Below are 26648 nucleotides of genomic sequence, written 5' to 3'. Positions count from 1 at the left end.
GTTGTCATGCGCGTATTCACAGCTATTTTGCTGATATTATTAGTATTACTTCAATACCGACTTTGGTTTGGTAAAAATAGTGTGCCTGATTATCTTGTCCTGAAAGAAAATGTTGTTCGCCAGCAGAGCGCCAATGAAAAATTACAACAACGCAATAAATTACTTTTTGCTGACACTGATGATTTAAAATTAGGACTTGAAGCGATTGAAGAACGTGCTCGAAATGAGTTAGGTATGATAAAAGAAAATGAAACATTCTTTCGACTTATCCCCAAAGAAAATAACACTCGTAACGTAAATAATTAGATGAATAGCAAGGTAGCTTCTTAATGGCGTCAGCACTAAAGTTTATTGCTATTGTTCCCGCTGCAGGTGTGGGTAAACGTATGCAGGCAAATTGTCCAAAACAATACCTTCGCATCAATAATGAAACAATTTTGTCGCATACAGTGATGAGATTGTTAAATCACCCTTTAATTAGCCAAGTTATTGTTGCTTTAGGGACCGATGACCAATACTTTGCGGAATCTCAATTAGCACATCATAAAGACATCATTCGTGTAAACGGGGGTAGTGAACGAGTTGATTCAGTACTCAATGGCTTAAAAGCTGTCGATAGGGATAAATACCCTTGGGTATTAGTACATGATGCGGCGCGCCCTTGTGTTAGCCATGAAGATATCGATAAGTTAATTACTCAATGTTTAAGCAATGATTACGGCGGTATATTAGCCACACCTGTTAGAGATACCATGAAACGTGGCATACCCTCTAAAGAGAATGCTGAAGGTGATAGCAGTATTATCGAGCGTACTGTTGAACGAGAACAATTATGGCATGCCTTGACACCACAGATGTATAAGACAGATGAGTTAACGCTTGCCATAGAGAAAGCGCTGGAAAATAGTTTGAAAATAACAGATGAAGCGTCAGCTATTGAATATGCGAACTTACCCAGTTTGTTAGTTTCAGCAAGTAGTGAAAATATAAAAATAACTCACCCTAATGATTTAGCACTAGCTGAATTTTATTTAAATAAGCAAACGAATAATACCAATTAGACTATTTAAATAGATCACTTAGTTAATTTGATTGGTATAACTAGATAAAAGGACAACAAAATGCGTATAGGTCATGGTTTTGATGTACATAAATTTGGTGGCGAAGGGCCTTTAGTACTCGGTGGGGTGGAAATACCATTTGACCAGGGGTTTATCGCACATTCCGATGGCGACGTTGCAATTCATGCGCTTTGTGATGCTATTTTAGGGGCGTTATGCTTAGCGGATATTGGCAACCACTTTCCTGATACCGATGGGCAGTATGAAAACATCTCTAGCAGAATACTACTACGTCATGTGGTTTCGTTAATGACAAACAAGGGCTTTCAACTAGGTAATGCTGATATTACTATTGTAGCTCAAGCACCCAAAATGGCACCTCACTTGGTAGCGATGCGAACGTGTTTAAGTGAAGACTTAAAAGCAACGATTGAGCAAGTTAATGTTAAAGCCACCACGACAGAGGAACTAGGGTATACCGGACGAAAAGAAGGTATCTCAGTACATGCTGTCGTTTTATTAATAGCGATTGATCACCCTTTACCACTTATCGAAGAAATACAAAATATTTAGTTGGGTTTATCGCCTTTTATCGCTAACACATACAGAATTATAAGAAGATAGATAACATGTTAATTGAACAAGCCTACTTACATGGTAAACCAGAATCGAGTGGTTTATTACGTAGTCAAATAAGTGACTTTCAAGTTTTTGAAGAAATACCCTTTTTACCCTGTGGTGAAGGGGAGCATTTATTTGTTCATATTCGAAAAACAGGTGCTAATACCTTATTTGTCGCCCGAGAACTCGCTAAGTATTTTGAAGTAAAAGAACAGCTTGTTTCTTATGCTGGCTTAAAGGATCGTTTTGCGATAACCGAACAGTGGTTCGGTGTACACGTTCCAGGTAAGCAAGAATACAATTTAGATGACTTAAATATTGAAGGCGTAGAGATCCTTTCTTATAAGCGACACAATAAGAAATTACGCACAGGCGCATTAACGGGTAATAGGTTTGAGCTGATTTTACGTGAAGTGACCGCTATCAAAGCATTTACTAAGCGCTGGCAACAAATTGTTGATCAGGGTGTCCCTAATTATTTTGGTGAGCAGCGTTTTGGTATCGGCGGTGGCAATATAGACCGTGCTTTATCTTTATTCGCAGGGCAGAAAATAAAAGATAAGAAAAAGCGTGGTATGTATCTATCGGCAGCTCGATCGCATATTTTTAATGCTGTGCTTAATGAACGCATTCAACAGCAATGTTTCGATAAAGTAGCTGTTGGCGATGTGTTAATGCTAGCGGGTACACAATCAGTATTTCATCTTGATGAAGTCGATAGCGCTATTGAACAACGCTTTACTGATAAAGATGTTGATATAACCGCACCTATGTGGGGCGCTGGTGAACTGATGACTAGCAATGCACCACTGGCATTAGAACAAGAAGTTGCGACAAAAAATCAGGAGTTTTGTGAAGGGTTACCACGTTTTGGTCTAAAACAAGAGCGCCGTCGCATTCGCTTGACGGTTAGCGATACCGATATTGAATTATTATCAGCGGAAGAAGGTAACAATGCAGTAAAAATTAGTTTCTTTTTACCTTCTGGATGTTATGCCACTACGGTTTTACGTGAGTTATTGAACTACCAAGATATGACAACGCGTATTGATAAAAGAGAAAATATTGCTAACCCAAATCAGCAGGATTCGGCATAAATTATGGATGAACGAAGCTTAACGAGTAAAATGAAAATATTACTAAGCAATGATGACGGCGTGCACGCATTAGGTATTAAAGTGCTATTTGATGAACTCGTTAAACATTTCTCGGTAAACGTAGTCGCCCCAGATCGAAATTGCAGTGGTGCCAGTAACTCTTTAACATTACTCAACCCTTTACGGGCAGAGCCCTTGGATAATGGCTTTATCTCGGTTAACGGTACACCAACAGATTCAGTGCACCTAGGCAGTAGTCAGCTCTTTACTGATTGTGATTTAGTGGTTGCAGGTATAAATAAAGGCGCTAATTTAGGCGATGATACTCTCTATTCAGGCACTGTCGCGGCGGCAACTGAAGGGCGCCACATGGGCATGCCTGCTATTGCAGTATCTTTGGCGGGAAAAAATGAGCAACATTATCAAACGGCAGCAATTGTCACTGCAAAAATAATCAAACGTTTACGTACTCATCCATTACCAGCAGATCAAATTTTAAATATTAATGTCCCTGATATTCCCTTAGCTGAACTAAAAGGGATAAAAGTAACGCGCTTAGGCCACCGTCACCAAGCTGAACGTATGCAAAAAATGCAAGACCCATGGCAGCGTGATATTTATTGGTATGGCGTGTTAGGGCAAGAACTCGATGGGGGAGAAGGAACCGACTTCCATGCGATTGCTAATGGCTATGCGTCAGTAACACCACTAACCGTTGATATGACTGCTCATCGTAGTATAGAAAATATTAAAAGTTGGCTTACAGAGCTTAACTTATCAGATTAAATCGGATGTATTCTTATGATGTCTAGTCGCATAGGCGGAAAATCAAAGCGCAGTGGAGAGCTACTAGCGCAAAAACTACAAAGTGAAGGTATTAGTAATCCTGCTGTTTTACAGGCTATCGCTCATTCTCCTAGGCACATATTTGTGCCTGAAATTTTGGCTCATAAAGCTTATGACAATACTGCCTTACCCATTGGGCAAGGGCAGACTATTTCACAGCCTTATATTGTTGCCAAGATGTCTGAGTTGCTCTTAGCAGATGGCCGACCACAAAATATATTAGAAATAGGCACTGGCTCTGGTTATCAGACCGCTATTTTAGCTCAGCTAACAGATAAAGTTTTTTCGGTTGAGCGAATTAAAGCGTTACAGTGGCAAGCACAACGCTGCTTACGTGCTATGGATTTACACAATGTAGCAATGAAACATGGTGACGGTTGGCAGGGTTGGCGAAGCAAAGGGCCCTTTGACGCCATTATAGTTACTGCGGCTCCTTCGAGTGTACCACCCGCATTATTAGAACAGTTAGCTGACGGTGGGCGTTTAGTTATCCCCGTTGGAGAACAAACTCAAATTTTAAAAATCATCACTCGTGAAGGTGATGTTTTCAACGAACAGCAAGTTGAAGCTGTGCGTTTTGTACCTTTAGTACCCGGAGATTTATTGTAGTGAAAGTTTTTTCAAGTCTTTACCAGTGGACTTTACGCTGGGCAGAACATCAGTTTGCCCCGCGTTTCTTAGTAGCACTTACCTTTGCCGAGTCCATATTTTTCCCTATCCCGCCTGATGTTTTACTTGCACCTATGGTTTTAGCAAAACCACACAAGGCGTGGTATTTTGCTGGGATAACCACCATTGCTTCAATTCTAGGAGGAGCAGTTGGATATTGGCTTGGCTACCTAATGTTTGAACCTTGGATTCAGCCACTTATTTCTAATTTTGGTTATCAAGATCGATTTGATACAGCTATTGGTTGGTTTAATGAGTGGGGTGTGTGGGTGGTGTTTATTGCTGGATTTTCGCCTATCCCTTATAAATTGTTTACGGTCAGTGCGGGATTTTTGCATATGGCTTTCCTACCATTCTTTATTGCTTCTGCTATAGGACGAGGTTTACGTTTTTTCCTTGTGGCGGGCCTAATTAAGTGGGGCGGTAGTGCTATGGAACAAAAGATAAGGCAATGGGTTGATGTTTTAGGTTGGGGAATTGTTGGTGCCATCGTTGTTGGCTATTTCGCTTTACGTTAAGGTGAATTGATATTCAATTTACGTGCATAAGTATTGGTTTTTGTTGTATGAAAAATGCAGTGGGATTTCCTGTAGTGGATTTCCTATGAGTTTTTTTCGACTAGCTAAATACTTATTTACTTACGTTATTTTTGCAATCACTCTTTTCTCATGTAGTAGCCGCAATACCCCCGCTCCAGTGTCAAATATTGTGATAGGAGAGCGTAATAAAGATTCTATTAGGACGTCGCAATATCTTGTTAAAAAAGGAGAAACTCTCTATTCAATTGCTTGGCGGGCGAATTCAGACGTTAGAAAAATTGCTCGGTTAAATAAAATCTCCTCGCCGTATCGAATATATCCAGGACAAAAAATATTTTTAGTTGAACCTAAGGTTAAAAAAACAGCGGAAGTAAGTAAACACAAGGTATCACATAAAAATTCGACTAAAAGCTCTACAGCTAATAAGAAAAACAGCGCAAAAAATACACTTGCATCTACTAAAAAGCAGGCGTATGGTGAAAATGTAAGCACTCGAAAATCATACCAAAACAGCACTTTAGCATCGGAAAAGTTTTCACAAAAAATTAGTCGATGGCAATGGCCGGTTAAGGGCAAAGTTGTAGAGTATTTTTCAAATAGTGCGCAGGGTAATAAAGGGATTGATATTACAGGCCGTCGCGGAACTAAGATTAAAGCTTCTACGACAGGTAAGGTGGTATACGCAGGTAATGCTCTAAGGGGCTACGGTAAACTCATTATTATAAAACATAACGATGACTACTTAAGTGCTTATGCCCATAATGATCGTATTCTTGTTAAAGAACAGCAGATCATAAATATCGGTGATGTTATTGCCACCATGGGTGACACTGATGCCAACAAAGTAATGCTTCATTTTGAGATACGCTTTCGAGGTAAATCAGTAAATCCTTTAAAATATTTACCAAAAAAATAAAATTATAAAAGTAAATAATAAACCATAGAATAAATAATAAAAAATCGGAGTTGTCGTGAATATTTAAAATTAAAATTAAGCTTTGCAAATTTGGGAGAAATAGCATGGTCAAATTAAAAGAACAAAAAAAAACGATTGAATCGAAGGAAGATGCACCGTCAAACCTAGACGCTACACAGATTTATTTGAGTGAAATAGGTTTCTCACCGTTATTAACCGCTGAAGAGGAAGTTTACTTCTCACGTCTAGCCCTTAAAGGCGACGAACCATCAAGAAAACGGATGATTGAGAGTAATCTACGTTTAGTTGTGAAAATAGCTAGACGTTATAATAATCGCGGCTTACCTTTACTCGATTTAATTGAAGAAGGAAACTTAGGTTTAATTAGAGCCGTAGAAAAATTTGACCCTGAGCGAGGCTTTCGCTTTTCAACTTATGCTACTTGGTGGATACGCCAAACCATTGAACGGGCAATAATGAACCAAACCCGTACTATTCGATTACCCATTCATGTTGTTAAAGAACTTAATATTTATTTACGTGCTTCTCGTGAATTAATTCAAAAACTCGATCACGAGCCTACTGCAGAAGATATTGCACAACACCTTGATAGACCAGTCGCCGATGTCAATAAAATGTTGCGATTAAACGAGCGAATTGCCTCTGTAGATACCCCTTTTGCAGGAGATTCAGATAAAGCGTTATTAGATGTTATTGCTGATGAGAAAAGTACCGGACCTGAAAGTGATTTACAGTCAGAAGATATGAGCAATAATATTATTCATTGGTTAAATGAGCTTAATACCAAGCAAAGAGAAGTGTTGGCAAGGCGTTTTGGTTTACTTGGATATGAAGCATCTACGCTAGAAAATGTAGGCCGTGAAATTGGTTTAACACGCGAACGTGTTCGTCAAATTCAAGTTGAAGCATTAAAGCGTTTACGTGATATTTTATCCCAACAAAACTTGTCAATCGAGGCCATTTTTCAAGCTTAAATGACAATAGAGTGATAATTACCTTGCGATGAATAACGTGTAGTTATTTGCATCAATAGATATAAAAAAGCAGCAATTATAAGCTGCTTTTTTAATGTCTAAAATTCAGATTGAAAATTTTTTAAAGATAATGAACCTTTGTATATTTTAGTTAACTGATAATATGTGTAATAAGCTCATATTTATTAACATAACTAATCAATATCGATATATTTTTATTAGGATTCCGTGATGGATTTATTTATGAATCATTTCTATTACACGAACTTCAGCATTAGCCGACTTAAAAATAATAATCAAGGTATTGAGAAATCAGGTGTGATGTTCAACTAATGCCCCCTTTGCTCCACCAAGGTCTTATTTACAAAACGAAATTATCAGCTATAGCTTCGCAAAATAGACATTTGTTGACGTAAATAGTAATGAAAAATTTAAAATGCCCGTAGAATAAAAAGGTCTTTTTGTGGTAATATCGCGCCAGAAAATTTTAACTTAGAGCCAGTGGGTTTTTTTCTTTAGTGGCAACGCTGAAATTAATTCTTCACTGAAATACACTGAAATTGGTGACTTAATTTTTATCTAATTGATATTTAGGCTTTTTATGCCGTGATATTCATTAGATAAGCTAATGAACTGATTTTTATACTCCCATCAAAAGTAGTGCAAGTGTTTATGATTACAATAAAAAAAGGCTTGGATGTTCCTGTAAAAGGCGCTCCTCAGCAGGTAATCCATGATGGTCCGTCCATCAAAACCGTTGCAACACTCGGTGAAGAGTTTGTGGGTATGCGTCCAACCATGTTTGTTAAAGTGGGTGATCGCGTAAAAAAAGGTCAGGTGATTTTTGAAGATAAAAAAAATCCTGGCGTTAAATTCACAGCTCAAGCTGCCGGTGTTGTAAAAGAAATTAACCGCGGTGAAAAACGTGTTTTACAATCAGTTGTTATCGATGTCGATGGCTACGATCAAGAAACGTTTACCGTTTATCCAGCAACTGAATTTGCTTCTCTAGCACGTGAAAACGTTGTTAAGAACCTAGTCGATTCAGGTTTATGGACAGCATTAAGAACGCGTCCATTTAGCAAAGTACCCGCTATTGATAGTGAACCTGCTGCGATTTTTGTTAGTGCGATGGATACTAATCCATTGGCGGCGAATCCAGAAATCATTATTAATGAGCAAAGTGAAGCGTTTAAAAATGGTTTAACCATTTTATCTCGTTTAACTAGTGGTGAAGTATTTGTTAGCAAAGCGCCAGGGGCAAATATCCCGGTAGATAGCAATGCAACAGTAACTGAATTTGCTGGTAAGCATCCTGCAGGACTTGTAGGTACGCATATTCACTTCTTAAAATCAGTAAGCGCTGAAAGATTTGTTTGGCATGTTGGTTACCAAGATGTTATTGCGATCGCTAAATTATTCACTACAGGTGAAATCGATAATACTCGTGTTATTTCACTCGCCGGTCCTGCCGCCACAAACCCACGTTTAGTACGTACGGTTTTAGGTGCTAGCACTGCTGAATTATCAGCAGGCGAAACCGCTGAAGGTGAATTACGTGTTGTTTCTGGCTCATTATTAATGGGTGCAACAGCCAGCGCTGTTCACGGTTATTTAGGTCGTTATAGCGTACAAGTATCATTAATTCTTGAAGGTCGTGAAAAAGAATTGATTGGTTACATGTACCCAGGTCCTAATAAGTTCTCAGTAACTCGTGCTTATATGTCGCACTTCTTCCCGAGTAAGTTATTTAATATGACTACTACGACTAACGGTAGCTCACGTGCCATGGTTCCAATTGGTAACTTTGAACGTGTTATGCCATTAGATATTTTACCTACCTTGTTTTTACGCGATATTTGTTCTGGTGATACCGACGGTGCGCAACAACTAGGTGCCTTAGAGCTAGACGAAGAAGATTTAGCACTGTGTACATTTGTTTGCCCAGGCAAAACAGATTACGGTGTTATTCTTCGTGATTGCCTAACCACAATCGAAAAGGAAGGTTAGTCATGGGCTTGAAAAAGTTTATTGAAGATATTGAACCGCATTTTGAAAAAGGCGGCAAACAAGAGAAGTGGTTTGCACTTTATGAAGCCGTTGCTACGGGGTTATTTACTCCAGGCATGGTCAATAAAGGTAAAACTCACGTTCGTGATAGCATTGATCTAAAGCGTATTATGATCACTGTATGGCTTGCAGTTTTTCCAGCCATGTTCTTTGGTATGTATAACATTGGTTTTCAAGCGGTTGACGCTTTAGCTGCAGGTTATGCTTTACCACAATCTTGGCAGGTTGATTTATTCAGCTTACTTGGCGGATCGTTAACTGCTAGCTCTGGCACATTTGATATGATGTTCTATGGCGCCATGTTCTTCCTACCTATTTATGCTGTTACCTTTATTGTTGGTGGCTTTTGGGAAGTACTATTTGCAGCAGTGCGTGGTCATGAAGTGAATGAAGGTTTCTTCGTTTCTTCAATCTTATTCGCACTTATCTTACCGGCTAGTATTCCTTTATGGCAAGTTGCCATAGGTATTACTTTTGGTATCGTTATCGCGAAAGAAATCTTTGGTGGTACAGGTAAAAACTTCTTAAACCCAGCGTTAGCTGGTCGTGCGTTTTTATTCTTTGCTTACCCAAGCCAAATTTCAGGTGATGCTGTATGGGTTGCTGCTGATGGTTTCTCTGGCGCTACTATGCTTAGCTCTGCTAGCCAAGGTCTTGTTGATTACTCAGTGAATGCTGATTGGTGGAACGCTTTCTGGGGCTTTATTCCTGGTTCTGTAGGTGAAGTGTCTACTTTTGCTATTCTATTGGGTGGTGCTTACATCCTTTATAAAGGTATTGCTTCTTGGCGCATCGTATTAGGTGTGTTTGGCGGTATGGTTGTTACTTCATTATTATTCAATGTTATTGGCAGTGAGACTAATGCTATGTTTGCTATGCCTTGGCATTGGCACTTAGTTATTGGTGGTTTTGCTTTTGGTATGATGTTTATGGCAACTGACCCTGTTTCTGCTTCGTTTACCAATACAGGTAAATACTGGTTTGGCGCTTTAGTTGGCGTTATGGTGGTATTGGTTCGTGTTGTTAACCCAGCATTCCCAGAAGGTATGATGTTAGCTATTTTATTCGCTAACTTGTTCGCACCATTGTTTGACTACTTTGTAGTACAAGGCAATATCAAACGGAGGCTTGCACGTAATGTCTAGTAATAAAGAAACATTTGGCAGAACCCTAGGTTTTGTTTTAGTTATCTGTTTAGTGTGTGCTGCCTTGGTATCTATTGCCGCGGTTGGTCTAAAACCACTACAACAAGCTAACAAATTGCTTGATAAGCAAACTAAGATTCTTGAAGCATCGGGTTTATTAGCTGATGCAGGTAAAGATATTGTTGGTACTTATAACAAACGCGTTATAGCTAAAATGATTGACCTTAAAACAGGTACAATTATTGAAGGTGATGTTAATACGTTTGACGAGCGTTCAGACTCTCGTGATTCAGCAAAAAGTACTAAACCAGCTAATGATATAGCAGGTCTTAGTCGTCGTGCTGACCACGCAGTTGTTTATTTGGTTAAAACTGAACAAGGTCAATTAGATACTATTGTATTACCTATCGTAGGTAGTGGTTTATGGGATCTTATGTATGGTTTTGTTGGTCTAGCACCAGATTTGAACACCGTTAAAAGCGTTGTTTATTCTGATCTTAAGGAAACTCCAGGATTGGGCGCAGAAGTGCTTAACCCTAAATGGAAAGCCTTATGGCCAGGTAAAAAAATGTATAACGAGCAAGGCAATATCGCAATTCAAATCGTTAAAGGTGGCGCTAAGAAAGGTGATGTTCACGGTGTTGATGCGTTATCTGGTGCTACATTAACCAGTAATGGTGTTCAGCGTACCTTGCATTTTTGGTTGGGTGATGAAGGCTATGGTCCTTTTATTGCTAAATTCCGTAATGGAGGATTGAACTAATGTCTTCAGATACTAAAAAAGTCCTCTTCGGACCTGTTGTTGATAACAACCCAATTGCTTTACAAGTACTCGGTGTTTGTTCTGCGCTTGCTGTAACAAGTTCAATGGCCAATGCTTTGGTTATGAGCGTTGCGGTTATGCTAGTAACAGCATTCTCAAACTTGTTTATTTCGATTATTCGTAATCAAATACCATCAAGCGTACGTATTATTGTGCAAATGGCGATTATTGCTTCACTCGTAATTGTTGTTGACCAAGTATTAAAAGCTTTCTCTTACCAATTATCGAAAGAATTATCGGTTTATATTGGTTTGATTATTACTAACTGTATCGTTATGGGTCGTGCTGAAGCTTTTGCTATGAAAGAAAAGCCAGGCGTGAGCTTCTTAGACGGTATCGGTAATGGCTTAGGTTACGGTGCAGTCTTAATGGTTGTTGCTTTCTTCCGTGAATTATTTGGTTTTGGTACCTTATTTGGTGCTGAAGTTCTGCCTTTGATCCAAAATGGTGGTTGGTACCAAGGTAATGGTCTATTAGTCTTACCTTTTAGTTCATTCTTCATAATTGGTTTAATCATCTGGGCTGTACGCCAGTGGAAACCAGAACAAGTTGAGAAGGATTAATCATGGAACATTATTTAAGCATATTTGTTAAAACCATATTTATTGAGAATATGGCATTAAGCTTCTTCTTAGGTATGTGTACTTTCTTAGCGGTATCAAAGAAAGTTAGCACAGCGATTGGTTTAGGTGTTGCGGTTGTTGTAGTACTTGGTTTAGCAGTTCCTGCTAACCAAATTATCTACCAAGCAATTTTAGCGCCGGGTGCACTTGATAGCCTAATGGGAATTACTGATCCGAAAGAATCAATTGACCTTAGCTTCTTGTCATTTATTACCTTTATCGGGGTTATTGCTGCTTTAGTACAAATTTTAGAAATGCTTTTAGATAAGTATTTCCCTGCTTTGTATCAAGCACTTGGCATCTTCTTACCTTTAATCACAGTTAACTGTGCCATTTTTGGTGCAGTATCATTTATGGTTGCGAAAAACCTTACGCTTGGCGAAAGTGTCGTTTACGGCGTTGGCTCAGGTATAGGTTGGATGTTAGCAATTGTATTGATGGCTGGTTTGCGCGAAAAGATGAAATATTCTGATGTGCCAAACGGTTTGAAAGGTTTAGGTATTACATTTATTACTGCTGGATTGATGGCTTTTGGCTTTCTTTCTTTCGGTGGTATTTCGTTATAAATTTGGTCGGTGTAATGCAAATATTCTGTGTTGCACCCTTAGAGAAGTTTAAGGAATAGTCGATGGAAATTATTCTCGGCGTATCGATGTTTACCGCGATAATTATTGCCTTAGTCTTAGTGATTTTATTTGCTAAATCTAAGTTAGTATCAAGTGGTGAAGTAACGATCAGTATAAATGGCGACCCGACAAAAGCTGTGAAAACAGCTGCAGGCGGAAAATTATTAGGTGCACTAGCTGATCAAGGGATTTTTATTCCTTCAGCATGTGGCGGCGGTGGTACTTGTGGCCAATGTCGTGTTGAAGTGCATTCAGGTGGTGGTGATATTCTTCCTACGGAAGAAGGTCACATCAATAAACGTGAAGCTAAAACTGGCTGTCGTTTAGCGTGTCAAGTTGCTGTTAAACAAGACATGGAAATTGAAGTTGAAGATGAAATCTTCGGTGTTCAACAATGGGAATGTGAAGTTATCTCAAACGATAACAAAGCAACGTTCATTAAAGAGCTGAAACTGCAAATTCCAAATGGTGAATCAGTACCGTTTAAAGCGGGTGGTTACATTCAAATTGAAGCACCAGCACATCATGTTAAATATAGTGATTTTGATATTGATGAACAGTACCGTGGCGATTGGAAACATTTTGGTTTCTTCGACGTAGAGTCAAAAGTAGACACAGATACATTACGTGCCTACTCAATGGCTAACTACCCAGAAGAAGCAGGCATTATCATGCTTAATGTGCGTATTGCTACGCCGCCTCCTGGACGTTTACATTTACCAGCAGGTAAAATGTCATCATTTATCTTCAGCCTTAAGGCTGGTGATAAAGTGACTATTTCAGGTCCGTTTGGTGAGTTCTTCGCTAAAGAAACTGATAATGAAATGGTCTTTATTGGTGGTGGTGCTGGTATGGCTCCAATGCGTTCTCATATCTTTGACCAACTTAAGCGTTTAGAGTCTAAACGTAAGATGAGTTTCTGGTATGGTGCCCGCTCTAAGCGCGAAATGTTCTATGAAGATGATTATAATGGCCTAGCGGCTGATAATGATAACTTCCAATGGCATGTTGCTTTATCTGATCCACAACCTGAAGATAACTGGGATGGCTTAACTGGTTTTATCCATAATGTTCTTTTTGAAGAATATTTGAAAGACCATGAAGCACCAGAAGATTGTGAATACTACATGTGTGGTCCACCAATGATGAATGCTGCTGTTATCGGTATGCTTAAAGATCTTGGTGTTGAAGATGAGAATATAATGCTGGATGACTTCGGCGGCTAATATTTTACTTTAAGCTTGCCTAGTGGCACGACTTCAGCGTTGGATGTACTCACCTATAGTCATAGGCTCCGTGCATCCGCCTTGAATTAGCGGCACTATTCGACGCTTAAGCTAAAATATACTGTTGATGAACATTAAAATAAAGACGACTTCGGTCGTCTTTATTATTTATGTGAGCCTATTTTTTAAATAGGCTCACATAAATAATAATTTGGAACCACTTATGAATAAAATGAAACTAACGTTGTTAGCCGCTTTGGTACTGGCATTATCAGCTTGCTTCCCAAGTAATAATACCGGTAAACAAGAAATCTTATTGCAAGGTCGTACGATGGGTACAACTTATAATATTAAAGTTGTTGGCACTAAAGAACAGGTGGAAACGCTTAACTTGCAACAAAAAATTGATGCAGCGCTAGAACAAGTTAATCAAGAAATGTCGACTTATATTCCTGATTCTGAGTTGTCACAATTTAATCAATTAACATCAACTAAAGCTATTGAAATTTCACCAGGGTTTGCTCGTGTTGTTAGAGAATCTATTCGTCTTGGTCAATTAAGTGAAGGAAAGCTTGATGTGACCGTTGGGCCATTAGTTAATCTTTGGGGTTTTGGACCTGAGCAGCGTCCTGAAACCGTTCCAAGTGATGCGATATTAGCGGCGACTAAAAAACGTGTCGGTTTACAAAATTTGGTGCTAGAAGGTAATTTTCTTGCTAAAAAAACACCTGACTTATATATAGATTTATCAACAATTGCTAAAGGCTACGGTGTCGATGTTGTTGCTGAGTTAATTGAAAGTAATGGATTTACCCGCTACTTAGTAGAAATTGGCGGAGAAATGCGATTAAGGGGCTTTAAACACACAGGTGAACTGTGGGCCATTGCAATAGAGAAACCAATTCTTGATCCAAGTGGTGAAGAACGCGCTGTTCATCAAGTCATTATTCCTAAAGACAATGCGGTAGCTACCTCTGGTGACTACCGTAATTACTTTGAAGCAGATGGTCAGCGCTTTTCTCATATTATCGATCCAGATACGGGGAAACCGATTAACCATAATTTAGTGTCTGTAACCGTAATTCATCCTTCGTCTATGACGGCTGATGGCTTATCAACCACCTTGATGGTGATGGGCATGGAAAAAGGAATGGTTTTTGCTACAGAAAATAACCTTGCGGCATTATTTATTTCTAAGACTGAAAATGGCTTTGATGAGCGATTTACGGTAAAATTCAAACAATATTTGAAATAACACCCGTTTGTTTAACACATAGCGACTGCTTCTTATTTTAATAAGAGGGTCGTGGATGATATTTATTACAATGACTCTTGTCCTGAGCATTGGCTGTTTTTAATTGAGAGCATAGCATTATGATGATTTTCCTTATTTCTTTTGGTTTTTTCCTTATTGTAGGTGCTGCCATGGCAGTAGGTTATATTTTCCAAAACAAAACACTAGCAGGTAGTTGTGGTGGTTTAGCGAGCGTTGGCATTGATAAAGAGTGTAACTGTGACAACCCGTGCGAAAAGCGACAAGAGCGTGAGAAAAAAGCAGCGCTTGAACACAATCTTCAAAATAGAATTGATGTAGAGAACTTATAGTAGCTGGCTAAGTTGCCAATGTGAGTGGTGACTTTTAACCCGTCTAATATTAGTAATAGAAGTAGGGCTTTACTGTTAAAACTTTGCTAATAAAAAAGGATAATGAATTTACTTCATTATCCTTTTTTATTGCATGTTATATCCAGTCATAAAATTAGTTAATAAAGCGTTTTATTTTAATCACAATACCTTCGGCATCTAACCCTAATTCATGATGCATTTCTTCCTGAGTACCATGTTTAACAAAATGGTCAGTAACACCAATATTTAGAATAGTCACAGGTTTACCTTGAGCGAGTAAGTATTCGTTCACGCCTGAGCCAGCACCGCCAGCTATAGCATTATCTTCAACCGTTACCAAACAGTCATGTTTGGCATTTAACGCATCAATAAGTGATTCATCAAGCGGTTTAACGAAGCGCATATCTACTAGCGTTGCATTAAGTTCTAATGCTGCTTTTTTTGCTTCACCTAACATAGAGCCAAAACTTAATATGGCTATGCTTTTGTTTGTTGGTTCTTGGTTTTCTATAACTTCGGCTGTAAGGATGGTCACACCTTTACCTAGTTCAATGGTTTCATCAACACTAGGGAGTATTTCGCCAGTACCATTGCCGCGAGGGTAGCGAACAACACTAGGGCCATCTAACTTGTAACCAGTGTTTAACATTAACTGACACTCTCGTTCATTAGAGGGGGCCATGATAACGGTATTAGGAATACAACGTAAAAAGCTTAAGTCGAAAACGCCTTGATGAGTAGCACCATCAGCGCCTACTATGCCTGCACGATCAACAGCAAACATTACGGGTAAGTTTTGTATAGCTACATCGTGAATGAATTGATCATAACCACGTTGTAAAAAACTAGAATAAATTGCTACTACCGGCTTTAGACCGCCAATTGCAAGACCTGCTGCATAAGTTACTGAGTGTTGTTCAGCAATTGCTACATCAAAGTATTGATCTGGAAAACGTTGGCTAAATTCAACCATACCAGAGCCCTCAGCCATGGCAGGAGTAACCGCTACTAACTTTTTATCAATTTCAGCTGTTTTACACAACCAATCGCCAAAGATTTTTGAATAAGTAGGTAAACTTGGTTTGGACTGGGGTAAGTTAGTCTCTTCAGGATTAAACTTTGGTACAGCATGATATTTGATCGGGTCTTGCTCTGCTGCTTGATACCCTTTACCTTTGGTCGTAACAACATGCAAAAATTGTGGCCCTTTCAAGCTGCGCATGTTTTTAATTGTTGTGACTAAGCTTTCGACATCATGGCCGTCAATAGGGCCAATATAATTAAATCCTAACTCTTCAAAAAAAGTACTTGGCACGACCATGCCTTTTAAATGTTCTTCAGCACGGCTAGCGAGTTCTTTTATTGGCGGAATATTGCCTAATAATTTTTTACTGCTTTCTCTAAAGCCAGTAAAAATACTGCCTGATAGTAACTTGGCAAGATGGTTATTTAATGCGCCAACATTTTTTGAAATTGACATGTCATTATCATTTAATATGATTAACATATCTTTTTTGATATCGCCCGCGTGATTTAATGCTTCAAAGGCCATACCTGCGGTCATAGCTCCATCGCCAATGACAGCAACCGTTTTACGGTTTTTTGCTTCTTTTTCAGCGGCTACTGCTAAACCTAAAGCGGCAGAAATTGAGGTGCTTGAATGACCAACACTTAAAGTATCGTACTCGCTCTCTTCACGCCAAGGGAAAGGGTGCAAGCCACCTTTTTGTCTTATAGTGTGTAGCTGATCACGCCTACCGGTTAAAATTTTATGCGGGTATGCTTGATGACCAACATCCCAAATCAAGTGATCAAACGGGGTGTTGTATACATAATGTAAGGCTACAGTAAGCTCAATTGTCCCCAAGCCTGATGCAAAGTGTCCACTACTTTTACTTACTGAATTAAGTAAAAAACTACGCAATTCATTACTAATACGTGTCAGTTGTTCCTGCGGCATATTGCGCAGATCCTCTGGAATATTAATCTGAGAAAGTAATGGGTAGTCAGCAAGGTTTGTAGTCATAGTTTGTCTATTGGTAATTATTATTTTATTTAAAGTTTTGCTCAGTCTTGACGCCTAGTGGCTGCGTTTAACAATAAAAGTGGCAAAATCTGCTAAAGATTGGGTATTGTAAGGTAATCTGCTCAAAGCTTGAAGCGCTTGTTGTAATAAGTTTTCAGCTTTGTCTTGTGCGCCTTGTAAACCAAGCAACGCTGGATAAGTACTTTTGTTAGCTGCTAAATCAGATCCGACTGGTTTACCGAGTTCTTCTTCGGTTGATGTTAAGTCAATAATATCATCTTGTACTTGGTAGGCTAGGCCAATCAGCTGTGCGTACTCACTCAATATTTTTTTATATTCACTGGTGACTTGTCCGCTACACATAGCAGGCATTAATACTGATGCTTCCAATAAAGCGCCAGTTTTAAGAGAATGTAAAACTTCCAATTCACATAGTGAAATGTTTTTACCCGTTGCAGCTAAATCAAGCGCCTGTCCGCCACACATCCCCTGATAACCAGAAGCTCGAACTAATTGTTGAATTAGTTTTACCTGTATAGGCATTTTAGAAGTTGTTTGATTCGTTGAAAACGTATGATTAGCTAAGATATCAAAAGCAAGTGTCTGCAAGGCATCGCCTGCTAATATTGCCGTTGCTTCATCAAATGCTTTATGACAAGTATGTTTGCCGCGTCTTAAATCATCGTCATCCATCGCAGGTAAATCATCATGTAAAAGCGAGTAAGCGTGAATACACTCTAAGGCACCTGCTACTGCATCAATATCATGTAAATCAGCTGATATTGCTTCGCCAGTAATATAGGCTAAGTAAGGACGCATGCGTTTACCACCAATAAGCAAGCCATAACGCATGGCATCAATAAGCTTGGGATCATTGATGGTAAGCCCTTCGAGCTTAGCGGCTAAAAAGTCATTGATGCGTTGTTGATAATGGGCATAAGAAATTAATGTCGTCATTAATTTTCGCCTGCACTACTATCAAAGTCAGTTAGCTTAGCAGTACCATTCTTATCAAGCAGAATTTGTACTTTTTGCTCTGCAGCTTGTAATTTTACCTGACTTAATTGGCTCAGGTTCAGGCCTCGTTCAAAAAGTGCCATCGATTCTTCTAAGCTTAATTCACCTTGCTCTAAACTTTGCACTATTGTGTCAAGTTCACTTAATGATTCTTCAAAAGAGAGGTTTTCTAGTTTCTTCTTAGCCATGATTTTTGCTCTAAGCACATAATGATTAATTAATTCCGCAAACTTACCTTAGCTTGCAACGTGGGTCAATTGACCTACTTGAATAATAGTTTTAAAAATATTTTATCATTAGTGTTAAGTTATTGACACTACGGGCGATAATAAACTTATATAGATACTTTATTATTAGTAAATTATTCGTTAGAGATTAGCGAATAGTTTGCACTTAATGTACTATTCTTTTATTGAAGTACGGTCTAATACCATTCAGCGTAAAGAAGTGAGCACTTTCTTATACTGATTAGTGTTAAAGCGCGATTAGTTAGTTGTTTAGGAGAGTTTTGTGGATTTAGCTACGTTAATTGGTATTTTAGGTGCCATTGGTTTATTAGTCATGGCGATGGTGCTATCAGGCGACATTATGATGTTCGCTGATACCCAGTCGGTATTGATTGTTTTTTGTGGCTCAATTTTTATCGTATTATCTAATTACAACTTGGGGCAGTTCTTTGGTATAGGAAAAATCATTGGCAAAGCCTTTATGTTTAAACTTGAAAAGCCTGAAGAGTTAATTGAGAAAGCCGTTGATATGGCTGATGCTGCGCGTAAAGGTGGTTTTTTAGCGTTAGAAGAAGCAGAGATTACTAACCATTTTATGCAAAAGGGTGTAGATATGCTCGTTGATGGCCATGATGCCGATGTAGTGAGAGCGACTTTACAAAAAGATATTAATTTAACTACAGAGCGTCATGAAACAGGTTCGGATATGATGATGGCCCTTGCTGATGTTGCACCTGCAATGGGTATGATTGGCACGCTTATCGGTCTCGTTGCCATGTTATCTAATATGGATGACCCTAAGTCTATTGGTCCAGCTATGGCGGTTGCCTTATTAACAACACTCTACGGTGCTTTCTTAGCCAATGTTATCGCTATTCCTATTGCTTCAAAGTTGAAACTTCGTATGGCTGAAGAAAAGATGAATCAGGAGTTAGTACTTGATGCTGTACTGGGTATTCAAGACGGTCAAAACCCACGCGTAATCGAAGGTTTATTAAAAAATTATTTAGCCGAAGGTAAAAGAAAAGTTGATACAACTGAAGAGTAGTGGGAGTAAATTTATGTTAATAGATTTTATACTAGGAGTGGCGCATGGCTGAACAAGAATGTAAATGTCCACCTCCTGGGTTACCCGCGTGGATGGGAACTTTTGCCGATCTTATGTCATTGTTAATGTGCTTTTTCGTTTTGCTTTTATCATTCTCAGAAATGGATGTTTTAAAGTTTAAGCAAATTGCTGGCTCAATGAAATTTGCTTTTGGTGTACAAAATAAAATTGAAGTAAAAGATATTCCCAAGGGTACTAGTATTATTGCTCAAGAGTTTCGTCCAGGAAAACCTGAACCAACGCCTATTGAAGTTATTCAGCAACAAACCATGGAAATGACCCAGCAAATGCTCGAGTTTCAAGCGGGTGATGAAACCTCTGCAGGTGGTCGACAAGAGCAACGTGGTACTGAACGTGGAGGCCAATCTCAAAATACCGAAGATGCACTCTCACAGCAGGCATTGGATCAAGCTAAACAAGATATGGAAGAAGCTGCTCAAGAACATGTAAACGAATTAGTGAAGAAAATAGCTGAACAGTTAGAACAACAAATTCAAGATGGTGCGATAGAACTAGAGTCTTTGGGTCAACAAGTCATTATTCGCATAAGGGAGAATGGCTCCTTCCCTTCGGGATCTGCATTTTTACAGCCTAAGTTTTGGCCTGTAATTCGTGAAATTGGTGAGTTATTAAATACCGTGCCGGGTGAAATCATGGTCTCTGGTAATACTGATAATCGAGGTGTTGATTCTGAATTGTTTAGTTCTAACTGGGATCTATCGAGTAAACGTGCTGTTGCAATAGCGCATCAGCTAATTAAAGTACCTAACTTTGACCCTAGTCGTTTGGTGGTTGCAGGTCATGCAGATACTCGACCTTTAGTACCAAATACTAATGCGCTAAATCGTCGCCGAAATCGCCGTGTTGAAATAGCTATCAATCAAGGTAAAGCCAAAGAAACTGAGCGAATTGGTATTACTAAAGAATAGAAAGTTAGCTCGTTGGAAATCGTTAAGTAACGCTACAGGGATGTAGCTTATTAGACAATGCAGACGGTACAGGAAGTACCTTACTATATACTTCAGGAGCAATTATCCTGAGTATATTGTCCTGAGTAACTACATCGCACTCTCTTCTCCTTGTTACCTTTAAAGTTAGCCTAAAGCAGAGACTAAAACGAAAGCTCAACAGACCCTGAAAAATAGTGTATAATGCGCGCCATTATTTTTTTGTCTTTTTTAGGTCATAACCGATGAAATTTATCGTAAAGCTTCAAGCCGAGATTACCATCAAATCTCGCCCCGTCCGTAAACGTTTTACTAAAATATTAGAGTCGAGCGTTAAGAATGTTTTACGTCGTATTGACGAACAAGTCACTACACGTATGAACTGGGATAATATTGAAGTTAATACTAAAGACAATTCACCTGAGAATCGTGAACGCTTAGTAGAAGCCCTTAAGTGCATTCCTGGTATCCCTATGTTCTTAGAAGTACAGCAAAGTGAATTTGTTGATGTTCATGATATTTATGAAAAAACACTCGCTGTCCATGCTAAATTTATTGAGAATAAGACTTTTTGTGTCCGTGCTAAACGAACAGGAAATCATGATTTTAATTCATTAAAAGTTGAGCAGTACGTTGGTGGTGGTTTAAATCAACATGTGGAAAGTGCGAAAGTAAAACTAAAAAACCCAGATGTTACAGTTCATCTAGAGATTAAAAATAAAGATCTTTTTATTGTTACCCAGCGACATAAGGGTTTAGGTGGCTTTCCAATAGCGACTCAAGAAGATGTGTTATCGCTAATGTCTGGTGGTTTTGATTCAGGTGTTTCAAGTTATCAAATGATCAAGAAAGGTGCGCGTACTCACTATTGTTTCTTTAATCTTGGTGGTTCTGCTCACGAAGTGGGTGTTAAACAAATCAGTTATTATTTGTGGAACAAATTTGGTGCTTCACATAAAGTTAAATTTTTTGCGGTAGACTTCGAGCCTGTTGTTGCTGAGATTCTAGATAATGTTGAAAATAGCCAAATGGGTGTGGTACTAAAACGAATGATGATTCGTGCAGCCACAAAAATAGCAGAGCGTGGTAAAATTCAAGCACTTGTTACGGGTGAAAGTTTGGGTCAGGTTTCAAGTCAAACCTTAACTAACTTAAACGTTATCAACCGTGTTACTGATACGCTGATTTTACGCCCATTAGCTGCTTATGATAAGCAAGATATTATTGATATAGCGCGTAAAATAGGTACAGAAGAATTTTCTAAAACCATTCCTGAATACTGTGGTGTTATTTCTAAAAAACCAACGGTTAAAGCGGTTTTATCGAAAGTTGAAGAAGAAGAAGGTAACTTTAATTTTGATGTTTTAGACAAAGTTATTAGCGAGACGCGTGTTTATGATATTCGAGATATAGGTAAAGAGACTGAAGAAGAGATTCGTGCAGTAGATCTTGTTGAAAATATTCCTGATAATGCTGTTGTTGTTGATATTCGTAGTCCTGAAGAAGAAGAAGATAAGCCATTAGAATTAGCGAATGTAGAAGTTAAACACATCCCTTTTTACAAGCTGTCTACTCAGTTTGGTGACTTAGATATGACGAAAGAATACTTGTTATATTGTGATCACGGTGTGATGAGTAAACTTCAAGCTTTGTATTTACTTGATAATGGCTTCAAAAATGTAAAAGTGTATCGTCCTTAACTTCTAGATTTAACTTCTAGAGCTATTTTTAAGGTTCAACACCTGTTGCCACAGACGAGTATTTTCTGGCGTGGCAACATTATTTCTCTCACCTAAGCGGTGAATATAACCGTTAATATAATCAACCTCTGTAGATCTTCCAGCCAAAACATCACTACGCATCGAAGAGCTATTTTTAGCTGTTGCTTGTGCTACTTTACGTACTATTACCTGTAAATCATTTAACACTAAATCTATATTTTCAGTTTTGCTTACGTTGGTTATTTCAGTTAATAATGCATTGATCTGTTCAGTAAACTTAGGCTTATTTACCTCACCATTTTCAATGTTATTTATGGCAGTGATAGGATTTATCACACAATTTATTGCCAACTTTAACCACTGTTTTAACACAATGTCTTGATGAAAGCTTACCTGGGGAAGGGCGGCATTCAATTGACTGGTGAGTTGGGTTTGTTGGGATAAACTTAGTTCTCCAGAAAGTAGTCCTATATCCGTTTGGCCTAACCCGGTATGGGTGATCGCTAATGGTGCATTTCGTAGACAGCCATGAGTCGTTAACATTGCGAGTATAACTTGCTGATAGGGTAGTAAACTCAACACATGTTCAAAGGTGCCCATGCCATTATGAGCAAGAATAATGATGCAATGAGGACTAATACTATTAGTTATTTCCTTTATTGCAGTGGCAATATTAAATGATTTTAGACATAAAATAATTACTTCAGCTAACTCTATATCAACCATTTGGCTATAGCTTAGCGGATAAGCTTTTGTTTGAGTTTGCTGGTAGGCAGTAAATTGATAAGTAGCCGTCTCTAGTTCATTGTTACTCAGCGAATCTTGATTCGAGGCAAGTAGGCTAACCTTTTTATTTTTATCAGCGTTTTGGATGTCGCTCTGTGAAATATTCTGTTGAGATAAGTGATGGTACCAAAGAAGTCCCATTGCTCCTTGTCCAACGACAATAATATTATTTAGCTTATTAATCATGAGTTTATTTTGTACCATTGTATTAAATTAGTAGCAGTGAGTAGCGGTTTTTAATTACTGCTTATTGACCTTAGTTTTACGAAAAAAATTACGGTACAGCCACTTTGCTAACGCGAATAAACTAATGCCAACAACGTCAGCGACAAAGTCACCGAATTGACCATTTCTATAACCCAAAAAGGATTGACCAATTTCTGTCAAAGCGCCATAGAAAATAAGTAAAGGCACTGAAAGAGATAGTGACAATTTTATAATGGAGTGGCTAACCCAGGTTAAAATGAAAAAGCTAGTTAAGTGCCCTATGGTATCAATCTCTGGAAATTGAAATATGCGTTTTCGTAAAGCATCGGGTAAAAATTCATGCGCGAAAAGCAGTAATAGAGTTACGAAAATTACCGTAATAAAAAAGTAATAATGCTGGCGAGCTTTCACAAATAATCTGCAATTAAATAAGGAGGTTATTCGATATTAGCATGATTAATTCAGTATTTCTTGTTGCATGTTCTTGTTTGGCACTGCTGTTAGGCACACCACCTAGCATATTTTCCTGCTTCAATTAGTACTTTAGTTGCGTGCATTAAACGTGAAGGTATAATAGCGGTATTGAATTAATTCAACCTACCATAGAGAAAAATTATGCCATCAATGGATATCGTATCAGAAACTGATTTAGAAGAAGTAAGAAATGCTGTCGACAACGCTAACCGTGAAATTACAACACGATTTGATTTTCGTGGTGTTGAAGCCATTTTTGAATGGAAAAAACCTAATGTTATCCTGAAAGCTGAAGGTGATTTTCAATTAAAACAAATGTGTGACATGTTAAGAAGTCAATTAACTAAGCGTAACGTTGATGCAAAAGCAATGGCAGTTGGTGATGCTAGTGCTACCGGTAAAAACTGGAGTCAACAAGTAACGTTTAAAGAAGGTATAGAGCAAGATATGGCTAATCAATTAGTCAAACTTATTAAAGGCGAAAAGCTGAAAGTACAAGCTGCTATTCAAGGTGAGCAAGTACGAGTTACAGGTAAAAAACGTGATGAATTACAAGCGGTAATGCAATTGGTGCGTACTGCTGAGCTAGAACAGTCGTTTCAGTTTACTAACTTTAAAGATTAGGGTTTTTGACAAATAAATGACAATAACCAATAAAACCATAACCTTAGTTATGGTTTTTTTTGCTAGTTAAAAAATTAGTCATAACTCAAACATCATTCATCCGATTGATATAACACTCTTTACCTATAATAATATAATCCCGCCATAATGCTTAACTTACTACTATATTAATAAAATTTTAAAAATATTATTAATAATTGATCTAAAGTCTTTTATTACAGCGTATTGTAGACTTTGAATAAGGTAATAATTTAAGGAAATACATGAAGTGTCTGGTCTTTTTTTTGATTGTAGTGTTGCTGAGTACTACTGTATTTGCGGACGGAACTCGAGGAGATGTTAGGGAGCGTATCGAGCCAAAAGGATTTTTATATGGACTAGGTTTAGGTATTAACCAAGAAATATATAGTGGTTATGATTATCGAGTTATTCCTTTGCCTATTATAGGTTATCGAGGTGATAACTTTCGCGTTTTAGGTCCCTTCGTTAGTTATGATGCTTTTTCGTTTTCAGAGTTTGAATTGGCTTTACAAGTTGCCCCTCGATTTCAAGGATTTGATGAATCCGACAGTTTTATATTTGAAAATATGCAAGAAAGAAAGTTTTCTATGGATGCTGGATTAGGACTTTCTTATGAGAAGAAGGACTGGAAAGTAGGCCTTTCAAGCATGTTTGATGTACTTGGCAGATCTAATGGTTATGAAGCAAAAGCTAACATCTCGCGTGTGTTTCGCAAAGGCCCATTGTTCTTTGAGCCAAGTTTAAGTGTCAGCTATTTAGACAGTGACCATGTTGATTATTATTATGGTGTAAAGGCCAACGAAACTAATGAATTTACATCAAAATATCTTGGGAAATCGGCACTAAATACTACCTTTTCTTTATCCTTAGCCACACCCATTTTTTTAGGTGGTTTTACTCGTATTGTAGTTGATTACACTTGGTATGACTCTGCAATAACAAATAGCCCATTAGTTGAAGATGAAAGTAATATGAGCGTTCGTTTTCTCTTTAGTAAGTTTTTTTAACTATGTCTCGGTATTTTATACTAGCTAAAATGTCGTAGCTTTATCTTTGAAATACGACTTACCTAAATCAACTTATAGCCACTTTTAAGCCATTAACTACTTTTGGTGATGATGGCATGTATTGTCACTTACCAGTATTGACTCACCTGAAATTGTATCATTACTGATTCAGTGCACTTTGAGCATAAAACCAAATCATGTAATCGACAGAATCTTAAACTTCCTATAAATACCAATTTAAAGTACTTAATATCAATAAGTATTAGTGCGATAAATAACTCATTTAGACGGATGAACAAAGGGATCTTTCCCTAATATATAGCAAGATGATTTATATATATTATCTGCTGATATCAATAGTAATAGGTAAATAGGCTGCATAATTGATATTTATCATTATGGCCTATATGCAGGTTTGAGGTTTATCGATAAAAGTGAAAATATAGCTTTAAGTACTGTGGTATAGGGTTATTAGCTTGATTTATGATTTAGATGATAAAAACAGTATAGACGTCTATACGTTTAGATGTTGACATATCTAGCGATCTAAGTAACAGTATAACTCTTAATTATTATGTGTATTTTTTGTTAGGTAGCGTCATGCCCATTAAAATTCCCGATCAATTACCAGCGTTATCAATTTTAGATAATGAAAATATTTTTGTTATGTCTGAGAACCGAGCAGCATCTCAAGAAATTCGTCCAATGCAAGTCGCTATTCTCAACTTAATGCCGAATAAAATTGAAACTGAAGTACAGATATTGCGCATGCTGTCTAATACACCGTTACAGATAAATATTGAATTTATTCGTATACATAAAAATGTCTCCAAAAATACGCCAGAAGAGCATCTAGAAAATTTTTACCATTTGTTTGACGATATCAAACACAAACAATACGATGGTCTAATTATCACAGGTGCTCCGCTAGCCTTACTTGATTATTCTGAAGTTAAATTTTGGGATAAAATTTGTGAAGTATTTGATTGGGCGGAAAAAAATGTCACATCAACTATGTTCTCATGTTGGGCTGCTCATGCCGCGCTATATCACCACTACGGTCTTAATCGTCATTTGCGTAAAGAAAAACTTTCTGGTGTGTTTAAACATAAACCTCTTGACGATAAAGAGTCATTAACGAGAGGTTTTGATGAAAACTTTAATGTGCCACATTCTCGTTATGGTTACATTGATAAATTAGATTACGAAAGCATTCCCCAAATACAAATATTAGCTGAATCTGCTGATGCAGGTGTATATTTGGCTGCGAGTAAAAACAAACAGCAAGTGTATTTAACGGGTCATCCTGAATACGATGCAAGCACATTGCATGAAGAATATTTACGCGATAGTAGTAAAAGTGCTGATACCACGTTACCCAAAAATTATTATCAAGATGATGATGCCAGTAAATCACCTGTTGGCTCATGGCGTAGTCATGGCAGTTTGCTCTTTACTAATTGGCTTAACTACTATGTTTATCAAATGACGCCATACCAATTAGATGCCTCAAATATGAGAGCTATTCACCCTGATACCGTTATTTAATTTCTTACTGAAATACCAGCTAATATTAGTTAGCTGGTCTATATTATTTACC

28 protein-coding genes are annotated in these 26648 nt (G+C 38.0%); 23 read left to right on the top strand and 5 right to left on the bottom strand.

Translation table 11 applies throughout. The annotated features are described in order from the left end of the window. Positions 1-6 precede the first annotated feature (6 nt). The 17 genes from ftsB to nqrM all read left to right on the top strand — a co-directional run bounded on the left by ftsB (position 7) and on the right by nqrM (position 14862). The gene (gene ftsB / locus ESZ36_RS08030) at positions 7-306 is read left to right on the top strand and encodes a cell division protein FtsB (RefSeq protein WP_146786017.1); all 300 of its coding nucleotides are present in this window, start codon (positions 7-9) and stop codon (positions 304-306) included. 23 nt (positions 307-329) lie between these two features. Then, the gene (ispD, locus tag ESZ36_RS08025; RefSeq protein ID WP_146786014.1) at positions 330-1061 is read left to right on the top strand and encodes a 2-C-methyl-D-erythritol 4-phosphate cytidylyltransferase; all 732 of its coding nucleotides are present in this window, start codon (positions 330-332) and stop codon (positions 1059-1061) included. A 60-nt stretch (positions 1062-1121) separates the two neighbouring features. Beyond that, positions 1122-1634: a 2-C-methyl-D-erythritol 2,4-cyclodiphosphate synthase gene (gene ispF / locus ESZ36_RS08020; RefSeq protein WP_146786011.1), complete on the top strand. Its 513-nt coding sequence runs from the start codon at positions 1122-1124 to the stop codon at positions 1632-1634. Between the two features lie 56 nt (positions 1635-1690). Next, on the top strand, positions 1691-2779 hold the full coding sequence (truD, locus tag ESZ36_RS08015; RefSeq protein WP_146786008.1) for a tRNA pseudouridine(13) synthase TruD: 1089 nt from the start codon (positions 1691-1693) through the stop codon (positions 2777-2779). 30 nt (positions 2780-2809) lie between these two features. Then, the gene (gene surE, locus ESZ36_RS08010; RefSeq protein WP_146786189.1) at positions 2810-3565 is read left to right on the top strand and encodes a 5'/3'-nucleotidase SurE; all 756 of its coding nucleotides are present in this window, start codon (positions 2810-2812) and stop codon (positions 3563-3565) included. Between the two features lie 18 nt (positions 3566-3583). After that, complete coding sequence (locus ESZ36_RS08005) at positions 3584-4234, top strand: protein-L-isoaspartate(D-aspartate) O-methyltransferase (protein WP_146786186.1); 651 nt, start codon at positions 3584-3586, stop codon at positions 4232-4234. Continuing rightward, positions 4234-4812 carry a YqaA family protein gene (locus tag ESZ36_RS08000; RefSeq protein ID WP_146786005.1) on the top strand — a complete coding sequence of 193 codons (579 nt, stop codon included), beginning with the start codon at positions 4234-4236 and terminating at the stop codon, positions 4810-4812. Before ESZ36_RS08005 ends, ESZ36_RS08000 begins: the two co-directional genes overlap by 1 nt. Before the next feature lie 85 nt (positions 4813-4897). Further along, on the top strand, positions 4898-5749 hold the full coding sequence (locus ESZ36_RS07995) for a peptidoglycan DD-metalloendopeptidase family protein (protein ID WP_146786001.1): 852 nt from the start codon (positions 4898-4900) through the stop codon (positions 5747-5749). A 104-nt stretch (positions 5750-5853) separates the two neighbouring features. Then, positions 5854-6744: an RNA polymerase sigma factor RpoS gene (gene rpoS / locus ESZ36_RS07990; protein WP_146785998.1), complete on the top strand. Its 891-nt coding sequence runs from the start codon at positions 5854-5856 to the stop codon at positions 6742-6744. A gap of 672 nt (positions 6745-7416) precedes the next feature. Further along, positions 7417-8754, top strand: a complete 1338-nt coding sequence (locus ESZ36_RS07985; protein ID WP_146785995.1) for a Na(+)-translocating NADH-quinone reductase subunit A — start codon at positions 7417-7419, stop codon at positions 8752-8754. Between the two features lie 2 nt (positions 8755-8756). Beyond that, positions 8757-9959 (top strand): NADH:ubiquinone reductase (Na(+)-transporting) subunit B, encoded by a 1203-nt coding sequence (locus tag ESZ36_RS07980; RefSeq protein ID WP_146785992.1) that lies wholly within the window; start codon positions 8757-8759, stop codon positions 9957-9959. Beyond that, entirely contained in the window at positions 9952-10722 is a 771-nt protein-coding gene (locus tag ESZ36_RS07975; protein ID WP_146785989.1) for a Na(+)-translocating NADH-quinone reductase subunit C, read from the top strand. Before ESZ36_RS07980 ends, ESZ36_RS07975 begins: the two co-directional genes overlap by 8 nt. Continuing rightward, the gene (locus tag ESZ36_RS07970; RefSeq protein WP_146785986.1) at positions 10722-11345 is read left to right on the top strand and encodes an NADH:ubiquinone reductase (Na(+)-transporting) subunit D; all 624 of its coding nucleotides are present in this window, start codon (positions 10722-10724) and stop codon (positions 11343-11345) included. The genes ESZ36_RS07975 and ESZ36_RS07970 overlap by 1 nt, the downstream gene beginning before the upstream one ends. A gap of 2 nt (positions 11346-11347) precedes the next feature. After that, positions 11348-11971 (top strand): NADH:ubiquinone reductase (Na(+)-transporting) subunit E, encoded by a 624-nt coding sequence (gene nqrE / locus ESZ36_RS07965; protein WP_101153562.1) that lies wholly within the window; start codon positions 11348-11350, stop codon positions 11969-11971. A 62-nt stretch (positions 11972-12033) separates the two neighbouring features. Beyond that, positions 12034-13257, top strand: a complete 1224-nt coding sequence (gene nqrF, locus ESZ36_RS07960; protein WP_146785983.1) for an NADH:ubiquinone reductase (Na(+)-transporting) subunit F — start codon at positions 12034-12036, stop codon at positions 13255-13257. A 223-nt stretch (positions 13258-13480) separates the two neighbouring features. Continuing rightward, the gene (locus ESZ36_RS07955; protein ID WP_146785980.1) at positions 13481-14512 is read left to right on the top strand and encodes an FAD:protein FMN transferase; all 1032 of its coding nucleotides are present in this window, start codon (positions 13481-13483) and stop codon (positions 14510-14512) included. 119 nt (positions 14513-14631) lie between these two features. Beyond that, positions 14632-14862: a (Na+)-NQR maturation NqrM gene (nqrM, locus tag ESZ36_RS07950; protein WP_146785977.1), complete on the top strand. Its 231-nt coding sequence runs from the start codon at positions 14632-14634 to the stop codon at positions 14860-14862. A 154-nt stretch (positions 14863-15016) separates the two neighbouring features. On the opposite strand, the gene dxs is transcribed toward nqrM, so the two are convergent. Genes dxs through ESZ36_RS07935 form a run of 3 tightly spaced genes read right to left on the bottom strand, consistent with a single transcriptional unit; the run spans position 15017 to position 18114 of the window. After that, complete coding sequence (gene dxs / locus ESZ36_RS07945; RefSeq protein ID WP_146785974.1) at positions 15017-16909, bottom strand: 1-deoxy-D-xylulose-5-phosphate synthase; 1893 nt, start codon at positions 16907-16909, stop codon at positions 15017-15019. Between the two features lie 54 nt (positions 16910-16963). Further along, positions 16964-17866 carry a (2E,6E)-farnesyl diphosphate synthase gene (gene ispA / locus ESZ36_RS07940; protein WP_146785972.1) on the bottom strand — a complete coding sequence of 301 codons (903 nt, stop codon included), beginning with the start codon at positions 17864-17866 and terminating at the stop codon, positions 16964-16966. Next, entirely contained in the window at positions 17866-18114 is a 249-nt protein-coding gene (locus tag ESZ36_RS07935; protein ID WP_146785970.1) for an exodeoxyribonuclease VII small subunit, read from the bottom strand. Before ESZ36_RS07935 ends, ispA begins: the two co-directional genes overlap by 1 nt. 322 nt (positions 18115-18436) lie before the next feature. Here ESZ36_RS07935 and pomA point away from each other — a divergent pair, with 322 nt between their 5' ends. The 3 genes from pomA (at position 18437) to thiI (ending at position 21908) form a co-directional block, all read left to right on the top strand. Further along, positions 18437-19201 (top strand): flagellar motor protein PomA, encoded by a 765-nt coding sequence (gene pomA, locus ESZ36_RS07930; RefSeq protein WP_146785967.1) that lies wholly within the window; start codon positions 18437-18439, stop codon positions 19199-19201. 44 nt (positions 19202-19245) lie between these two features. Further along, the gene (locus ESZ36_RS07925; RefSeq protein ID WP_146785965.1) at positions 19246-20190 is read left to right on the top strand and encodes a flagellar motor protein MotB; all 945 of its coding nucleotides are present in this window, start codon (positions 19246-19248) and stop codon (positions 20188-20190) included. Positions 20191-20453: 263 nt separating this feature from the next. Continuing rightward, positions 20454-21908 (top strand): tRNA uracil 4-sulfurtransferase ThiI, encoded by a 1455-nt coding sequence (thiI, locus tag ESZ36_RS07920; protein ID WP_146785961.1) that lies wholly within the window; start codon positions 20454-20456, stop codon positions 21906-21908. A gap of 9 nt (positions 21909-21917) precedes the next feature. Here thiI and ESZ36_RS07915 read toward each other — a convergent pair whose 3' ends face one another. Next, positions 21918-22901 (bottom strand): ketopantoate reductase family protein, encoded by a 984-nt coding sequence (locus ESZ36_RS07915; RefSeq protein ID WP_246129019.1) that lies wholly within the window; start codon positions 22899-22901, stop codon positions 21918-21920. A 54-nt stretch (positions 22902-22955) separates the two neighbouring features. After that, positions 22956-23333, bottom strand: coding sequence for a VanZ family protein (locus ESZ36_RS07910; protein ID WP_146785956.1), 378 nt, complete (start codon positions 23331-23333; stop codon positions 22956-22958). A gap of 204 nt (positions 23334-23537) precedes the next feature. Between ESZ36_RS07910 and ESZ36_RS07905 the strand changes: the two genes are divergently transcribed. From ESZ36_RS07905 to ESZ36_RS07895, 3 genes are all read left to right on the top strand, one after another. Further along, a complete protein-coding gene (locus ESZ36_RS07905) occupies positions 23538-24020 on the top strand; it encodes a YajQ family cyclic di-GMP-binding protein (protein ID WP_146785953.1) in 483 nt (160 codons plus the stop codon). Positions 24021-24283: 263 nt separating this feature from the next. Then, positions 24284-25048 (top strand): MipA/OmpV family protein, encoded by a 765-nt coding sequence (locus ESZ36_RS07900; RefSeq protein WP_146785950.1) that lies wholly within the window; start codon positions 24284-24286, stop codon positions 25046-25048. Between the two features lie 600 nt (positions 25049-25648). Continuing rightward, entirely contained in the window at positions 25649-26596 is a 948-nt protein-coding gene (locus ESZ36_RS07895; protein WP_146785947.1) for a homoserine O-succinyltransferase, read from the top strand. The last annotated feature ends 52 nt before the right edge of the window (positions 26597-26648 follow it).

The organism is Colwellia demingiae, assembly GCF_007954275.1.
GTDB classification, from domain to species: Bacteria; Pseudomonadota; Gammaproteobacteria; order Enterobacterales; family Alteromonadaceae; genus Colwellia; species Colwellia demingiae.
The sequence above is the reverse complement of the archived record's forward strand: the minus strand, read 5'-3'. Positions and strand labels throughout refer to the sequence as shown.

Excerpts from the sequence above, each read along its gene's own strand:
- truD (WP_146786008.1), top strand. The coding sequence starts at position 1,691 with ATGTTAATTGAACAAGCCTACTTACATGGTAAACCAGAATCGAGTGGT.
- ispF (WP_146786011.1), top strand. The coding sequence starts at position 1,122 with ATGCGTATAGGTCATGGTTTTGATGTACATAAATTTGGTGGCGAAGGG.
- ESZ36_RS07980 (WP_146785992.1), top strand. The coding sequence starts at position 8,757 with ATGGGCTTGAAAAAGTTTATTGAAGATATTGAACCGCATTTTGAAAAA.
- ESZ36_RS07995 (WP_146786001.1), top strand. The coding sequence starts at position 4,898 with ATGAGTTTTTTTCGACTAGCTAAATACTTATTTACTTACGTTATTTTT.
- nqrM (WP_146785977.1), top strand. The coding sequence starts at position 14,632 with ATGATGATTTTCCTTATTTCTTTTGGTTTTTTCCTTATTGTAGGTGCT.
- nqrF (WP_146785983.1), top strand. The coding sequence starts at position 12,034 with ATGGAAATTATTCTCGGCGTATCGATGTTTACCGCGATAATTATTGCC.
- ESZ36_RS07955 (WP_146785980.1), top strand. The coding sequence starts at position 13,481 with ATGAATAAAATGAAACTAACGTTGTTAGCCGCTTTGGTACTGGCATTA.
- ftsB (WP_146786017.1), top strand. The coding sequence starts at position 7 with ATGCGCGTATTCACAGCTATTTTGCTGATATTATTAGTATTACTTCAA.
- ESZ36_RS07895 (WP_146785947.1), top strand. The coding sequence starts at position 25,649 with ATGCCCATTAAAATTCCCGATCAATTACCAGCGTTATCAATTTTAGAT.
- ESZ36_RS07970 (WP_146785986.1), top strand. The coding sequence starts at position 10,722 with ATGTCTTCAGATACTAAAAAAGTCCTCTTCGGACCTGTTGTTGATAAC.
- ESZ36_RS08005 (WP_146786186.1), top strand. The coding sequence starts at position 3,584 with ATGTCTAGTCGCATAGGCGGAAAATCAAAGCGCAGTGGAGAGCTACTA.
- ESZ36_RS07935 (WP_146785970.1), bottom strand. The coding sequence starts at position 18,114 with ATGGCTAAGAAGAAACTAGAAAACCTCTCTTTTGAAGAATCATTAAGT.
- ESZ36_RS07975 (WP_146785989.1), top strand. The coding sequence starts at position 9,952 with ATGTCTAGTAATAAAGAAACATTTGGCAGAACCCTAGGTTTTGTTTTA.
- ESZ36_RS07900 (WP_146785950.1), top strand. The coding sequence starts at position 24,284 with ATGAAGTGTCTGGTCTTTTTTTTGATTGTAGTGTTGCTGAGTACTACT.
- ESZ36_RS07905 (WP_146785953.1), top strand. The coding sequence starts at position 23,538 with ATGCCATCAATGGATATCGTATCAGAAACTGATTTAGAAGAAGTAAGA.
- ESZ36_RS07925 (WP_146785965.1), top strand. The coding sequence starts at position 19,246 with ATGGCTGAACAAGAATGTAAATGTCCACCTCCTGGGTTACCCGCGTGG.
- dxs (WP_146785974.1), bottom strand. The coding sequence starts at position 16,909 with ATGACTACAAACCTTGCTGACTACCCATTACTTTCTCAGATTAATATT.
- ispA (WP_146785972.1), bottom strand. The coding sequence starts at position 17,866 with ATGACGACATTAATTTCTTATGCCCATTATCAACAACGCATCAATGAC.
- ESZ36_RS07915 (WP_246129019.1), bottom strand. The coding sequence starts at position 22,901 with ATGATTAATAAGCTAAATAATATTATTGTCGTTGGACAAGGAGCAATG.
- surE (WP_146786189.1), top strand. The coding sequence starts at position 2,810 with ATGAAAATATTACTAAGCAATGATGACGGCGTGCACGCATTAGGTATT.
- ispD (WP_146786014.1), top strand. The coding sequence starts at position 330 with ATGGCGTCAGCACTAAAGTTTATTGCTATTGTTCCCGCTGCAGGTGTG.
- ESZ36_RS07985 (WP_146785995.1), top strand. The coding sequence starts at position 7,417 with ATGATTACAATAAAAAAAGGCTTGGATGTTCCTGTAAAAGGCGCTCCT.
- rpoS (WP_146785998.1), top strand. The coding sequence starts at position 5,854 with ATGGTCAAATTAAAAGAACAAAAAAAAACGATTGAATCGAAGGAAGAT.
- thiI (WP_146785961.1), top strand. The coding sequence starts at position 20,454 with ATGAAATTTATCGTAAAGCTTCAAGCCGAGATTACCATCAAATCTCGC.
- nqrE (WP_101153562.1), top strand. The coding sequence starts at position 11,348 with ATGGAACATTATTTAAGCATATTTGTTAAAACCATATTTATTGAGAAT.